Origin of the sequence: Bacillus sp. TH30 (assembly GCF_016650875.1) — a bacterium.
GTDB classification, from domain to species: domain Bacteria; phylum Bacillota; class Bacilli; order Bacillales; family Bacillaceae_G; genus Bacillus_A; species Bacillus_A mycoides.
This window is the reverse complement of the sequence record NZ_JAEKEY010000002.1, coordinates 2,111,135-2,126,016: the sequence shown is the minus strand read 5'-3', so window position 1 is coordinate 2,126,016 and position 14,882 is coordinate 2,111,135. Positions and strand designations below refer to the sequence as shown.

Genomic DNA, 14,882 nt, shown 5'->3' with positions numbered 1-14,882 from the left:
TGTAGAAAGTGATATAATTGCAAAATGTATGTATCATTTTCTAAAGAAGGAAAAATATATAATTAGGTGATTGCTTATATGAAACAGATTTGGCGTATTTATAAGACAGATTTACGGAATGTAGCCAAACATTGGGCTGCAATTGTTATTGTTTTAGGGTTAATGATTTTACCATCGTTATATGCATGGTTTAACATTAAAGCTTCTTGGGATCCTTACGGAAATACGAAAGGAATCCAGATTGCAGTTTCTAACCAAGATGTTGGATCAAATTTAAGAGGGAAAGATATTAACATCGGGAAAGAAATTGTAGATTCACTTAAGAAGGACAAAAATTTCGGATGGAAGTTTGTCGATGAAAAGCAAGCAATTTATGGAGTAGAGCGTGGAGATTATTCCGCAAGTATTACTATTCCAAAAGATTTTTCTGAAAAGATTGCAACAGTCTTGAATGAAAACCCACAGAAACCAGAACTTGATTACTATGTAAATGAAAAAGTAAATGCGATTGCACCGAAAATTACAGCTAAAGGTGCATCGGGTCTTACAGAAGAGGTTAGTAAAAACTTTGTTAAAACAGCAAACGGTGAGATTTTTGAAATCTTCAATGACCTTGGAATCGATTTAGAAACAAACTTACCAAGTATCGAGAAAGTAAAAGATCTCGTATTTAAATTAGAAGCGCAGTTCCCAGAAATGAATACACTTATGGATAAGGCATTAGATGATGCGACTCGAGCGGAAGATATCGTGAAAGTAGCACAAAAAGATCTACCTGTTGTAGAGAGTGTAATAAATGATGGGCAAGAAGCGTTGGCAAATTTAGATAAGTTCTTTGCAAGACAAGATCAAACATTAAAGAATGCTCCAGGAACGATAAGAAATGATTTAGTAGCAGCCAAAGGTGTTATGGATAGCGCAGCTGCATTTACTGACTTTTTAATGAATCCGGGTGTAGATTTAAATATCCCTGATTTTTCTGGAATGAATGGATTACCTGAATTCCCGGCGAGACCTGATCTTTCTAAGTTGAACAATGATGGTTACAAAAGTATAGCGCAAAATATTAATCAAACAGTAAATAATGTTTTAAGTTCATCCCGTGCAGGAACGGCTTATGGGAAAAGTGTTGTAAATGGATTGCAAAATGGAAAATTTGATCCGGAACAAGCAAAGAAAGATTTAAATGCGGTATCAGATCAATTGCAATCTCGTACAGAGGGTATTTCGTATCTTATTAATGTATTTACCGAACTTCAGAAATCAGTAACGACTGATTTTGGTAAAAGCTTTTTCCAAGGACGAGTGGATCGCCTGACGAAGCTTAAAGGCGGTATGGAAAATGCAAATAACGGTATTAAAGATATTGTAAATGCTATTGGTACAGGACAAGAAGTAAAGAAAGATGTAACAGATGTAGCTAATCAAAAATTAGATGCAGCAAATGCGTTAATTGATCAAGCTGAAAAAGATTATAATGAAACATTTGTAGCAGATTATAAAAAAGCAGTTAGCACAGTAGATCAAGCTAAAGCTGATGCAAATGCAGCATATGATAATGCAAAAGCAGATTACGATAAAGTAAAAAATGGCATTGAAGGTGCAAAAGCTGATTTACAAAAGGCGAAAGAAGATGTAAAAAATAGAGGTATTAACGATTTAGATTCAACGAAAGTAGCTTTAAATAGTTTAAATGGTCAATTCCAATCTGGAATCGGTTTAATTGATGATATGATTCCAGTTCTAGAAAGCACAAATAAGGTTTTAGCGGATGTAAATAGTGATAAAAACCTTAATAATGGAATTGCAAAATTAAATAAAGCGAAAAGCAGTTTGCAAAAAGGTGTAGAGGCAACGAATAAGGGGATTACACTTCTTAACAATGGCCAGAAACCTACAAAAGATGTAATTGAAAGTATTAACAATGCAGCAAAAGGTGGAGCAGCTCAATTAGCAGATGTATTGTCCACGTATGATTCAGAAATTGTTCCGAACTTTAATACAGCAATTGCTCGTACAAAAGAGATGTCGAAAAATACAACTCAAATTTTAAATGATGCAGACAAAAAGCTTCCAGATGTTAAAAAATTACTAGAAGATTCATCCAAAGGCTTAGTAGACGGTAGAAAGAAATTAGCAGACATTAAAGCTGAAATGCCGGAGACTGAGAAAAAGATTAAAGAATTAGCAGATAAAATTCGTGATTTTGAATCTGAAGAGGATATAAAAGACATCATACGCTTATTAAAGAATGATGTTGAAAAGCAAAGTGACTACTTTGCAAATCCAGTAAATTTAAAAGAGAATAAATTATTTGCAATGCCGAACTACGGTTCAGCAATGTCACCATTCTATACAGTGCTTGCATTATGGGTAGGCGCATTATTAATGGTTTCATTATTAACGGTAGAAGTACACGAAGAGGGCGCGAATTATAAGAGCCATGAAGTTTACTTCGGACGTTTATTAACATTCTTAACGATAGGTCTTTCACAAGCGTTTATCGTATCAATGGGAGATATATTCTTACTCGGTACGTACGTAGTCGATAAGTTCTGGTTTGTGTTATTTAGTTTATTTATTGGGGGAGTCTTTGTTTGTATCGTATACTCACTCGTTTCTATTTTCGGAAACGTTGGGAAATCGATGGCGATCATTTTACTTGTACTGCAAGTAGCGGGATCAGGCGGAACATTCCCAATTCAAATGACACCACCGTTCTTCCAAGCGATTTATCCGTTCTTACCATTCACATATGCAATTAGTGCAATTCGTGAAACAGTTGGCGGAATGCTTTGGGATATAGTAACTAGAGATTTACTTGTGTTAAGTGTTTTCGTAGTAGTTATGATTGTTGCTGCGTTATTACTGAAAACACCAATTAACAAATCAAGTGAAAAATTTGTTGAGAATGCAAAAGGAAGTAAAATCATTCATTAATAAAAAGGTTCCTACCGATAGAGGTAGGAACCTTTTTATTTAATCAAATTTTAATTTCTTTAATGCTTCTGCGAATGGATTGTTTAATGGTTCTTCCTCTTTGTTCTGTTGTTTCATATATTTTTGGACGTCACGTTTATCAGCTTTGCTGCCGGATTCTTTTTTACGTCTCTCTTGGAATGTAGAAAGTTTCTCACGATAGCCACATTTACATGCGAAAATTTGGCCCGCTCCTTCACCACGAAGTTCTAGTTTCTTTTTACACTGAGGACAGCGTGCATTTGTAGTGCGGGATACATTTTTACGGTGACCACATTCGCGATCTTGGCATACAAGCATTTTACCTTTTTTACCGTTTACTTCTAACATCGGTTTACCACAGTCTGGACAAGACTTCGTTGAAATGTTGTCATGTTTATATTTTTTATCACTCGATTTAATTTCAGCAACAATTTCTTTCGTATAGTTCTTCATTTCTGAAATGAATACTTCTTTCTTTAATTTTCCTTTAGCGATAGCTTCTAACTTTTGCTCCCATTCACCAGTTAGTGTAGGAGATTTCAGTTCTTCTGGCACTAAATCAAGTAACTGACGGCCTTTTGAAGTAATGTGAATATCTTTACCACGTTTTTCAAGCAAGAACGAATTGAATAACTTGTCGATAATATCAGCTCGTGTAGCTACAGTACCTAATCCACCAGTTGACTTTAACGTGTCAGCAAGTTGTTTGTTTTGCGTATCCATGTATTTTGTTGGGTTTTCCATTGCTGAAAGTAATGTTGCTTCATTAAAGCGTGCAGGTGCTTTCGTTTGACCTGATGTTTGGACAATTAGTTTTATGTTTAATGTATCGCCTTTTTCGATGCGAGGTAAGATTTGTTCTTTTACATCATCGCTTGCATCATCATCTTCAAACCGATTTGCATAAACCTCTTTCCAACCAGCATGTAAAATTGTTTTTCCGCGTGCTATGAACGTTTCGTCACCAATTTTCGTGCGCAATGTTAGTTGTTCATATTCAAAGGCCGGGAATAAAACAGCTAAGAAGCGTTTTACAACTAAGTCATAAATTTTACGTTCTTTATCTGTGAAAGCTGAGAAGTTTACATAGCTCTCTGTTGGAATAATTGCGTGATGATCACTTACTTTACTATCATCAACAAATGATTTATTAGATTTTACAGGTTTCTGCAATACTTTATGTGCTAAAGGACGGTATTCTCCAACTCCGCAAGCCTTCAGACGCTCTGGAAGTGTTCCGACAATATCAGATGAAATATAGCGTGAATCTGTACGAGGGTACGTTAAAACTTTATGCTGTTCATATAATTTTTGCATAATGTTTAATGTTTCTTTCGCAGAGTAACCAAATATTTTATTCGCATCACGTTGTAGCTCAGTTAAATCGTAAAGACCAGGAGCGAACGATTTCTTTTGTTTTTTATCAATGTCTACAACAGTAGCATTTTGTTTACTAATTTTGTTCACGATTGCATCAGTTTTTTCTTTATTAAAGCTACGGCTATTTCCTTTTGTATCTTGCCAAGTTAGCTTTAATCTCTCAGCTGTTTGAGCTTCGATACCATAGTAAGTTTGAGCTTTGAAATGTTTGATTTCATCTTCACGGCTTGCAATCATGGCTACAGTAGGTGTTTGAACACGACCACAATTTAGTTGGGCATTAAAGCGAGTAGTTAATGCTCGAGTCGCATTAAGTCCGATATACCAGTCAGCCTCTGAACGTGCGACAGCTGAAGCGTATAGATTGTCATATGCTTTTCCTGGTTTTAAATTTGCGAAGCCATCTTTAATTGCTTTATCGGTAACAGATGAAATCCATAGACGTTTAATCGGTTTCTGCATTTTAACTTTATCGATAATCCAGCGTGCGACCAACTCTCCCTCACGACCGGCGTCAGTAGCTATAATGATTTCATTTACATCTTTTCTAAGAAGCTGACTTTTTACAGCGTTAAACTGTTTCCCTGTTTGTTTAATAACGGTTAGTTTTAAACGCTCCGGTAGCATTGGTAAATCTTCTAAATTCCACTGTTTATATTTCACATCATAGCTTTCTGGATCAGCTAATGTAACGAGATGACCTAAAGCCCAAGTAACAATATATTTACTACCTTCAAGATAGCCGTTCCCTTTTTTATCACATTTCAGTACACGTGCGATATCACGTGCAACAGAAGGTTTTTCAGCAATTACAATACTTTTTGCCATATTTAAAAACATCCTTTCAAATTTCCATACGTTAAATATAGCATACATCTTTGTTCTATTCAGTCTTGCGGACGGTTTGAGTTATTTGTGGTGAAATATACGTGTGAGAGTTTTACTTATATAAAGGCGAAGAATGGTTGAACCAGGAGAGTTATGATCTCTATCATTTTATAAAAGTAAAGAACTTGTTATTTTACTAGAATAAGAGTAGACTTTGAAGTAGATGAATAATAAACACATGGGAGTTTGTGGATGCAAACTGAGAGTATGACTAATCCGTCATTGACCATTTGAACCTGTTGGATAATGCCAGCGTAGGGAGAGTGTAAAAGCACATGTTCAGGCACTTTGCGTACGCGCAAAGTGCCTTTTTGTGTATCTCCCATCATTAAAGTTAGGAGATGAATAGAATGAATGTACAAGAAATTAGTAAAATAGTGGAATTGGTGAGAGGGTCTAATCCACTCGTGCATAATATTACAAATGTTGTTGTAACAAATTTTACAGCAAACGGTTTGTTAGCATTAGGAGCATCACCTGTAATGGCGTATGCAAAAGAAGAAGTAGCAGAAATGGCTAGCATTGCGGGAGCTCTTGTTTTAAATATGGGTACACTTCGTCCTGAAGAGGTAGAAGCGATGTTACTTGCTGGTAAATCGGCAAATACAAATGGTGTACCAGTATTGTTTGATCCAGTTGGGGCAGGAGCAACTTCTTATCGAACAGAAGTTGCGAGATATATTCCAGCTGAAATCGATTTAGCTGTTATCCGCGGAAATGCAGCTGAAATAGCGAACGTTATTAATGAGAAATGGGAAATTAAAGGTGTAGACGCTGGTACTGGCAACGGTAATGTTGTAAATATTGCAAAACAGGCAGCAGATGAATTAAATACAGTTGCGGTAATTACTGGACAAGAAGATGTTGTTACAGATGGAGAGCGAACTATTCTTATTCGAAATGGACATCCTATTTTAACGAAAGTTACTGGAACAGGTTGTTTACTAACTTCTGTAATAGGAGCATTTGTAGCGGTAGAAAAGGATTATGTAAAGGCAGCAGTAGCCGCATTAACATTCTATGGAGTAGCAGCAGAAATAGCGGCTTCGAAAACAGTAGAGAGTGGACCAGGAAGCTTTCAAATTGAATTTTTAAATCAGTTAGCGAATACAACTTCAGATGATATTGAGAAGTATGGAAAGATTGAGGTTATACAGTAAGGAGGAGAACTCGATGTCGTGTATTACAATGGATGAAATGTCTAGGTTATTACCAGTATATTTTATTATGGGAAGTAACAATTGTACGAAGGAGCCACTACAAGTATTGAGAGATGCACTAGAAGGTGGTATAACAATTTTTCAATTTCGTGAAAAGGGAGAAGGGGCTTTAACGGGAGAGAAACGTATTGATTTTGCGAAAGAACTACAAGCACTTTGCAAGGAGTACGGTGTACCATTCCTCGTAAACGATGATGTGGAACTAGCCCTCGAGTTAGATGCAGATGGCGTGCATGTTGGACAAGATGATGAAGGAATTACATCTGTTCGTAAAAAAATGGGAGATAAAATTATTGGAGTATCTACACATACAATTGAAGAAGCACGCTGGGCGATTGAAAATGGAGCCGACTATTTAGGCGTTGGTCCAATTTTCCCGACGAGTACGAAAAAAGATACAAAAGCGGTTCAAGGAACGAAAGGTCTAAAGTATTTTAGGGAACAAGAGATTACAATACCGATCGTTGGGATTGGTGGGATTACAATTGAAAATACAGCTTCTGTTATAGAAGCGGGTGCGGATGGTGTTTCAGTTATTTCAGCGATTAGCTTAGCGGAATCTGCATATGAAAGTACGAAGAAATTAGTTGAGGAAGTAAATAAGAGTTTGTAGAGTCGCAAAATGAGTTGTTTCGTTTATCCTGCTATTTGCGGGAGTCTTACGCCGGTAAAAGCCCGATTGGTGCGGGCTAATAATCAGTGGGGGGATGAACAAAACCCACTGATTAAAGTTTCAATTTATTTAAACAAACGTTTGATTAAAAAAGCACAAACCCTTTAAAATTGTAGGTTTGTGCTTTTATCCCGCTATTCGCCGGGCAGTAAAACTCCCACCTCAAAATTCGGCTTTAGCAAAGAGGTTAGGTGGGAGATCAACTGCCCGTAAAAGCCCGATTGGTGCGGGCTAATAATCAGTGGGGGATGAACAAAACCCCCCACTGATTAAAGTTTCACTTTATTTAAAACATAATTGAAATTAAGAGCATTCCAATTCCGATAGAAGTAAAGGTTGCGATCAGGCCCGGAATCATAAAGCTATGATTTAAAACATATTTACCAATTCCTGTTGTACCAGTACGGTCAAAGTTAATTGCAGCAACGATTGTCCCGTAGTTTGGAATGAAGAAATATCCATTTACTGCAGGGAACATCGCAATAAGTAATGCCGGCGGAATACCAAGTGATAGTCCGAGTGGCACTAAAGCACGAACTGTTGCTGCTTGGCTATACAGTAAAATAGATAGAATGAATAGTGCAATAGCAAATAGCCATGGTGCACTTGTCACTAAGTGTTGAATTGATCCTTGAATTATATTTAAGTTTCCGTTGAAGAAAGTATCTCCCATCCAAGCGATACCAAAAATAGCAACAACTGCTGTTGCGCCTGCTTTAAAGACGTTACCAGTTACAATGCTTTCCACATTTGGTTTACAGAAAATAATAATAAGAGCAGCAATGGTTAACATGACCATTTCAATTGTGTTTGGCATGGAAAGACGAGCTAACTTCCCGTCAACCATCCATCCCGGACGAAGGGCTTCAAATGAACCAAGAAGTACGACAAGGAAAGTTCCTACTAGGAAAAGGATAACTGATAATTTAGCGCCTTTTACACCCGCAAATTCTTTTTTCTCTTCAAGTTTAGGGATCATTCCCTCTTTTAATCGCTTCAAGTATTCAGGGTCTTCATTTAATTCTTTTCCCATTTTACTAGCAACGAATGCAGCTACCATACAAGCAATAAAAGTAGAAGGGATACTGACTTTTAAAATATCTAACAAGGTGATTTTATAGTCGGCTAACATTGCTAAAAGTGCAACTGTTGCAGCCGATATTGGACTAGCTGTAATTGCCTGCTGGGAAGCGATAACGGCAATTGACATTGGTCGTTCAGGTCTAATTCCTGATTCGCGAGATACTTCGGCGATAACGGGAAGTACAGAATAAGCGACATGACCAGTTCCCGCGCATAGCGTGAATAAATAAGTAACAATAGGAGCAAAAAATGTAATACGCTTTGGATTTTTTCGTAATGCTTTCTCAGCAAGGTAGACAAGGTAATCCATTCCTCCAGCAGCTTGCAAAGCACCGGCAGCTGTAATTACTGCTAAAATCATAAGCATTACATCAATAGGAGGGGCTGTAGGTTGTAAGTGGAAGACGAAAACAAGTATTGCCATACCAACGCCACCCATTACTCCTAGACCAACTCCGCCTAGGCGTGCGCCAATAAAAATGCAGAGTAGTAACGTAAGAAATTGTAGCCAAAACATGATAAACTACCTCCGAAATTCGTAAGTTAAGATATATTCGAATAATTTAATTTGAATGAAAATTAAATAAATATCCGTGATAATCCTTATTTTATATACATTTTTTATTATATAACACAAGAAATGTAACATTCACGTACTTTGTTAAATTATTTCGAAAAAATAATCCGTTAAAACTTTATATTTATATGTACAAATGGGTGGACATTTTAATTTTTATGTTGTAATCTTTGAAAGAGAATATTGTAATTCTCATAGAACTCCCATATCGTTCAACTCGTTCAGCGAGAAAGGCAAACTTATGGAAACATGAGGACGCAAAACTACAGGAGCTAAGGTCGAAAGGCTATGCTAGCCAGTTACCGGACGGATAGGGTTGGTCTTGGCCAATGCTTTTACATTGGTCTTTTTTTATTCTCGAACATATTGAGAATCATTTCTAAACAAAATATTCGTATATTTTGTTTTTTTGTTTTTAATTTTGATAATTAAGGAAGGTGAATATTAGTGAAAAAGTATTGGCATAAGTTATCATTTCTTCAAAAGAACGTCTTATTAACTGTCTTAGTTATTTTGACGCTTGTTGGAAGTATGGGTGCATTAAGCTTCAACATGTTTCAAAATAGTATGATGTCTTTATTTGAAAGACAGTCTATTGAAACGGGAGAGATAGTGCTAAAAAAACTGGATGTAGAATTAGTTAGAGACATGACGAAAGATCCTACAGCCGAAAGAGTGAAAAAAGAAAAGTTAACAGGGCAATTAGATGAAGTGTCAAAAGAATTGAAAAGTGTTGGACAAACGTATGTTACAGGAGCAAAAGCGAATGAAAAGCGAGAGTTACAACTCGTTGGTTTGACTACAGAGTTAACAAATGCAGTCCCTGTAAAGCCGGGAGATTATTATGAACAACCCGCTCATTGGATGAATGCATACGATAAAGTGATGGATACGAAAAAGGCTCAGATGACAGAAGTATATGAAGATGAATTAGGTTCGTGGGTGACAATATTAGAGCCAATTACAGATGGAGAAAATAATATTGTTGCAATTGTTGCGGCTGACTTAGATGCTTCTATCGTTCCTAGTACAAAGAAGAATTTTGTGATACAGGGTATACTCTTTATTATTATTTCATTAGCAATGGCAACTATTACTCAATTCTTTATCGTACGTCACTCGTTAGCTCCATTAAAAGATTTACGAGAGGGATTACGTAAGATTGGTGAAGGTGATTTAAGTATTAAATTAAAAGAAAGACCTGATGATATTGGAATTATTAATGTGTATTTCAATAATACGATTGATAAATTTAAAGGGATTATAGATAAAGTAAGACAGACTGCTGAGCAAGTTTCTTCTTCTTCACAAGAATTGTCGGCAAGTACAGAGGAAAACAGTATGGCAGTTCAAGAGATTGCAAGTTCTATTGAAGGTTTAAGAGTAGGAGCGCAATCTCAAGAAACTTCAGTACAACAATGCCTAGGAATTGTACATGGAATGGAAGATAAGGTAGAAGAGATAACTGGGGCTGCGAAACAAGTTGCAGTTGCTTCAGAAGGTATGGAGCAACATTCAATTGAAGGTAATGAAGTCATTGGACAAATCATTAATCAAATGAGTTTAATCCAAAATGCAGTACAAGATTTATCTTCTATCATCTATTCGTTAGAAACAAGGTCAAAAGAAATTAGTGATATTGTAACTGTAATTACAGGTATTTCAAATCAAACAAATTTATTAGCCTTAAACGCTTCTATTGAAGCTTCACGTGCTGGAGCAGCTGGAAGAGGGTTTGCAGTTGTTGCTGATGAAGTGCGCAAATTAGCAGAACAAACTGAAACGTCAGCGAAAGATATAGCGAAATTAATTAGTGAAACGCAGACTGAAACAGAAGAGGCTGTAGTTTCAATGCAGAAAGGTTCAAAAGAAGTAGAATCTGGAATTACTCTTGTTCAAAGTAGTGGTGCGTTCTTCGAGAAAATTTCAAAGTCAGCACAGTCTGTTACAGATCAAGTTAGGGCTGTTTCTAGCAACTCAGGTGATATTTTACAAAATAGCCAGAATATCGTTCAAGTCGTAAATGAATTATCACATATCGCGAATACTTATGCGAATAGCAGTAGTAATGTTGAAGAAAGTATGAAGGAGCAAGAAATATCAGTACAAGATATTGCAGAATTAGCTACTTCTTTAAGTTGGCTTTCACAGGAGTTACAAGAGTTGATTGGAGAATTTAAAAGTTAATAAAAAATATAAGGTGTAGATATAATCTGCACCTTTCTTTCTTTAATCAATAGTCTAATATCTAAATTTAAGGATGTTAGAAGTGAAACTTTAATCAGTGGGGGATGGACACCCCTACTGATTAAAGTTTTACTTTATTTTATGGAGAGCGAGAGGATTCAGTATGAGTATTTTCTTAAAACGTTCATATGTGGAGAGATATGAACAATTTTTGCAACAAAATTATGAACCACTTATGATACCGAAGGATTTTCAAGTAAACGAATATAAGCAGATGAAAATTGAGGATATACAAGCGATCGAACATAGTAAGTTAGATATAATAGTCGCTACTTTTGTATGGTTGCATCATGTTAGTAATGAAAAATGTATAGTGATTCCTCATTATATGGAACAGAGTAGTTATCCGTTATGTATTACGATTTCAGAGGAACTTTCTTATGAAGAGCTAAAAGTAGAAATTAATAATCAAATTGTGCAGTTAGAAAACATGGAAGAAGTACAAAAGGTATTATTACAATATGATGAGGGAAAATGGGGGAAACCTGCAGTTACAGTAGGAAAAGAGAATAGAAATAGTCAGTTGAACTTTATTGAATTAAAGAATAATTACTTTGAGGTTTCTTATAATAAAATGCAATTGGAAGAAAAAACAGCGACTCGTTATATAGAGCAAATTGAGTATGTATTACATCAAGGAATTACAAACGAGAAGCAATGTATTGTATCTATGGATATTATTCCAGAAGAAGAGTTAGCAATATATAAAGAGATCAATCATACAGAAGTACCATATCCGAATAAGAGTATTTCCGATATGTTTTATGAAACAGTAACAAAGTTTTCAAATCGTATAGCCTTGTCTTCAGTAGAAGGAACATTAACATATGAACAACTAAATAAAAGGAGTAATCAAATCGCTCATATGTTATTACATAATGGAGTGAAGCAAGGTGATTATGTTGGTATCTTCATGAAACGAAGTATTGATACGGTAGTAAGTTTATTAGCGGTTTTAAAAGCAGGCGCTGCGTATATTCCAATCGATCCAGATTATCCTGCCAATCGGGTGCAGTATATTATTGAGGATAGCCAATCGAAATTAGTGCTAACAAAAGAAACAAAAATTCCGTATGAAGGCATTCGCGAGTTGTCTCTTTATGATATTGAACAATTTTCAGATGCAGATGTGAAATTGTCAATTCATCTTGATGATATTGCATATATGATCTACACATCAGGTTCTACAGGAAACCCGAAAGGAACAATGCTTGCGCACCGCGGGGTAGTTAATTTATGTACATGGATGCAAAGACATTATGAATTAACTGAAGAAGATATTTTTGCACAGTTCCCATCATTTAGTTTCGATGCGTCTATTTGGGAGTTATTTGCTTCATTATTTTGTGGTGGAAATGTATATGTTTTATTAGATGAGCAAAGACTTTCAGTCGATGCTTTTGCAAATGCAATTTATAAAGAAAAGGCAACATCTATTTTAGGATTAGCTACAATTTTCTTACAACAAGTAGCAACATACCTTCCAGATGAAAGTAAATATAAGTTGGATTCATTAAAGAGAATTGCAGTTGGTGGAGAAATGCTTACTGCTGAAGTAGTGAAATTATGGCGACAGAGAATTGGTACTCATGTTCAATTGAATAATGCATATGGTCCGACGGAATGTACAATTACAACAACTACTTATCCAATTCCAGCGGAGTTAAATGATAAATTTGCTAGTATTCCAATTGGGAAGCCAGCGGATAATTATAAAGTTTGGATATTAAATGACAATATGAAAGTTTGTCCAATTGGTATTCCAGGAGAATTATATATAGAATCAGTAGGTATCGCGAAAGGTTACTTTAATAAGCCAGAGAAAACAGAAGAAGTGTTTATTCCACACCTCTTAAATTACGATAGTAGGATATATAAAACAGGTGATGTTGTTAAAATATTGGAAGATGGAAATATTGAATTTCTACACCGTAAAGACAATCAAGTGAAAATTAGAGGGCACCGAATTGAACTAGGTGAAATCCAAAATACAATTGCAAAATATGAAATGATAAAAGATGCCGTTGTATTTACGAAGAAAAGTGAAGAAGGTAGTCATTATTTAGTTGCTTTCTATACAACTGTTAATGAAGTTGCCATGGAAACCTTAATACACGATTTAAGAGAACAATTACCAGATTATATGGTGCCATCTAAGTTAATTTATATTAATGAATTGCCACTTACACCAAATAAAAAGGTTGATGTGAAGCGATTAGCACAACTGGAAGAAGAGTATGAGCCAGTTCGTTCACAAGAATATATCGCACCATCTACTGAAGCGGAAGAAAAAATAGCAAAAGCTTGGATTGATGTATTAGGTGTCTCAAAAGTTAGTGTCCATGACGACTTCTTTACAGTTGGTGGGCATTCGTTAAAGGTATTACGAGTTTTAACTCTGTTGAAAGAGGATTTCCCGCATTTAACAATTCAAGACTTTTTCCAGGAACGCACAATATATAGGTTATCGCAAATTCAAAGGGAATTAAAAGTAGAGGAAGAAGACGTATTCCGTGAATATAAAGTAATTCATGAGCCAGCAACAATTTCACATATAAAAGAAGTGAAAAGCGGTAAAGTTTCAAATATCTTTTTAACAGGAGCTACTGGTTATTTAGGTTCTCACATATTGTATGAATTACTAAAAGATACAACAGCACATATTTATTGCTTAGTAAGACCAACGCAAGATATACAACAAAGAATTGTTAATACATTAACAAATTACTTTAAAAATATAAAAAAAGAATGGCTACAACGTATAACAGCAGTACCTGGTGATCTTGGGGCAGAGAATCTTGGTATGAGTGAGGAAGAATTTAAAGTCATTCGTTCCAAGGTTGATACTGTAATTCATTGTGGTGCAGATGTAAGACATTTTGGAGATGTGGCTCAGTTTGAAAATGTGAATGTGCAAGGAACGGGTCGTATGCTAGCGTTAACTGAAGAAGGAGCGACATTCCACTTTGTTTCAACAATTGGTATTCCGATAGAATTAGCGATGGATCAATGGGATATATATGAAAAAACAGGTGATTTTAACTACGATGTGGTGTTGGAGAATGTGTATTCTAATAGTAAACTACAGGCAGAAAACCTTGTTCGTGAAGCGATAAAAGATGGTGTACGAGGAAATATTTATCGTGCGGGTAACTTAGCTTGTCATTCAAAAACAGGAAGGTTCCAACAAAATATTGAAGGAAATGCATTTTATCGTCTGATTAAAGCGATGTTACTTATTGGACAAGCTCCGAATGTAAAGTGGAAAATTGATTTTACACCAATTGATTTTGCTAGTAAATCGATTGTAACATATGTACAAGATTCACAAATAGCTGGAGAAATGTTACACATCTGTCACCCATATCAAATTGAATTTGAACATTTTATAAAGCTAATTGAGGGATGTGGATACAACCTTGAAATGGTTCCACTTTCGGAATATGTAAATACCGGGCTTGAATTAGCGAAGGGAAATGAAGTAATAGCAGAGCTAATTGCTTCTCAAGTTGCAGGAGATGGAGCACAGCAATCTGAAATTGTAATGGGTACTCGTAGAACGAATGAATGGATTAAGAAAAAAGAACTGGTAGTGCCAGCGATTAATAAAGAATTTATTCAGCAATTATTAGCTCATGGTGAAGAAGTTGGATATTTTCCAAAAATAATGAAATGATATGTACGCTTTTGTTTGTTCAATAAAATAAATCATGCTACAATGAAAACGAATTAAGAACCGGGGAGCCAATTGGCTGAGAGGATGTAAGTATACATCGACCCTCAACCTGATCTGGATAATGCCAGCGTAGGGAGTTACTTTAAAGTGATGTAGCATAAGTTATTATAGAATAAC

Annotated in this window: 8 protein-coding genes and 3 riboswitches; of the genes, 6 read left to right on the top strand and 2 right to left on the bottom strand. The window is 35.7% G+C overall.

The genetic code is table 11. The features are described from left to right. Positions 1 to 78 precede the first annotated feature (78 nt). On the top strand, positions 79 to 2,940 hold the full coding sequence (locus tag JFU20_RS13065; protein WP_002167018.1) for a YhgE/Pip domain-containing protein: 2,862 nt from the start codon (positions 79 to 81) through the stop codon (positions 2,938 to 2,940). 39 nt (positions 2,941 to 2,979) lie between these two features. Here JFU20_RS13065 and topB read toward each other — a convergent pair whose 3' ends face one another. Further along, positions 2,980 to 5,169, bottom strand: a complete 2,190-nt coding sequence (topB, locus tag JFU20_RS13060; protein WP_002140241.1) for a DNA topoisomerase III — start codon at positions 5,167 to 5,169, stop codon at positions 2,980 to 2,982. 228 nt (positions 5,170 to 5,397) lie between these two features. After that, a riboswitch (TPP riboswitch) is annotated at positions 5,398 to 5,507 on the top strand. 72 nt (positions 5,508 to 5,579) lie between these two features. On the opposite strand from topB, the gene thiM reads away from it, so the two are divergent. From thiM to JFU20_RS13045, 3 genes are read left to right on the top strand one after another with little or no spacing between them, the layout of a single operon-like run. Next, positions 5,580 to 6,389, top strand: a complete 810-nt coding sequence (gene thiM, locus JFU20_RS13055) for a hydroxyethylthiazole kinase (protein WP_002016683.1) — start codon at positions 5,580 to 5,582, stop codon at positions 6,387 to 6,389. 13 nt (positions 6,390 to 6,402) lie between these two features. Continuing rightward, positions 6,403 to 7,062, top strand: coding sequence for a thiamine phosphate synthase (gene thiE, locus JFU20_RS13050; RefSeq protein WP_201038680.1), 660 nt, complete (start codon positions 6,403 to 6,405; stop codon positions 7,060 to 7,062). Between the two features lie 9 nt (positions 7,063 to 7,071). Continuing rightward, on the top strand, positions 7,072 to 7,230 hold the full coding sequence (locus tag JFU20_RS13045) for a hypothetical protein (protein ID WP_002091237.1): 159 nt from the start codon (positions 7,072 to 7,074) through the stop codon (positions 7,228 to 7,230). Between the two features lie 178 nt (positions 7,231 to 7,408). Here the strand turns inward: JFU20_RS13045 and JFU20_RS13040 are convergent, their stop codons facing one another. Then, positions 7,409 to 8,722 carry an anaerobic C4-dicarboxylate transporter family protein gene (locus JFU20_RS13040; RefSeq protein WP_002029556.1) on the bottom strand — a complete coding sequence of 438 codons (1,314 nt, stop codon included), beginning with the start codon at positions 8,720 to 8,722 and terminating at the stop codon, positions 7,409 to 7,411. Between the two features lie 282 nt (positions 8,723 to 9,004). Beyond that, a riboswitch (cyclic di-GMP riboswitch) is annotated at positions 9,005 to 9,089 on the top strand. A 140-nt stretch (positions 9,090 to 9,229) separates the two neighbouring features. Here JFU20_RS13040 and JFU20_RS13035 point away from each other — a divergent pair. Together JFU20_RS13035 and JFU20_RS13030 are read left to right on the top strand one after the other, a co-directional pair. Next, the gene (locus JFU20_RS13035) at positions 9,230 to 10,969 is read left to right on the top strand and encodes a methyl-accepting chemotaxis protein (RefSeq protein WP_201038679.1); all 1,740 of its coding nucleotides are present in this window, start codon (positions 9,230 to 9,232) and stop codon (positions 10,967 to 10,969) included. A gap of 163 nt (positions 10,970 to 11,132) precedes the next feature. Further along, on the top strand, positions 11,133 to 14,705 hold the full coding sequence (locus JFU20_RS13030; protein WP_207198958.1) for a non-ribosomal peptide synthetase family protein: 3,573 nt from the start codon (positions 11,133 to 11,135) through the stop codon (positions 14,703 to 14,705). Positions 14,706 to 14,756: 51 nt separating this feature from the next. Continuing rightward, a riboswitch (TPP riboswitch) is annotated at positions 14,757 to 14,858 on the top strand. Positions 14,859 to 14,882: the final 24 nt, after the last annotated feature.

What these genes read in the sequence shown, in the direction of transcription:
- JFU20_RS13065 (WP_002167018.1), top strand. Translation starts at nt 79, where the DNA reads ATGAAACAGATTTGGCGTATTTATAAGACAGATTTACGGAATGTAGCC.
- topB (WP_002140241.1), bottom strand. Translation starts at nt 5,169, where the DNA reads ATGGCAAAAAGTATTGTAATTGCTGAAAAACCTTCTGTTGCACGTGAT.
- thiM (WP_002016683.1), top strand. Translation starts at nt 5,580, where the DNA reads ATGAATGTACAAGAAATTAGTAAAATAGTGGAATTGGTGAGAGGGTCT.
- thiE (WP_201038680.1), top strand. Translation starts at nt 6,403, where the DNA reads ATGTCGTGTATTACAATGGATGAAATGTCTAGGTTATTACCAGTATAT.
- JFU20_RS13045 (WP_002091237.1), top strand. Translation starts at nt 7,072, where the DNA reads ATGAGTTGTTTCGTTTATCCTGCTATTTGCGGGAGTCTTACGCCGGTA.
- JFU20_RS13040 (WP_002029556.1), bottom strand. Translation starts at nt 8,722, where the DNA reads ATGTTTTGGCTACAATTTCTTACGTTACTACTCTGCATTTTTATTGGC.
- JFU20_RS13030 (WP_207198958.1), top strand. Translation starts at nt 11,133, where the DNA reads ATGAGTATTTTCTTAAAACGTTCATATGTGGAGAGATATGAACAATTT.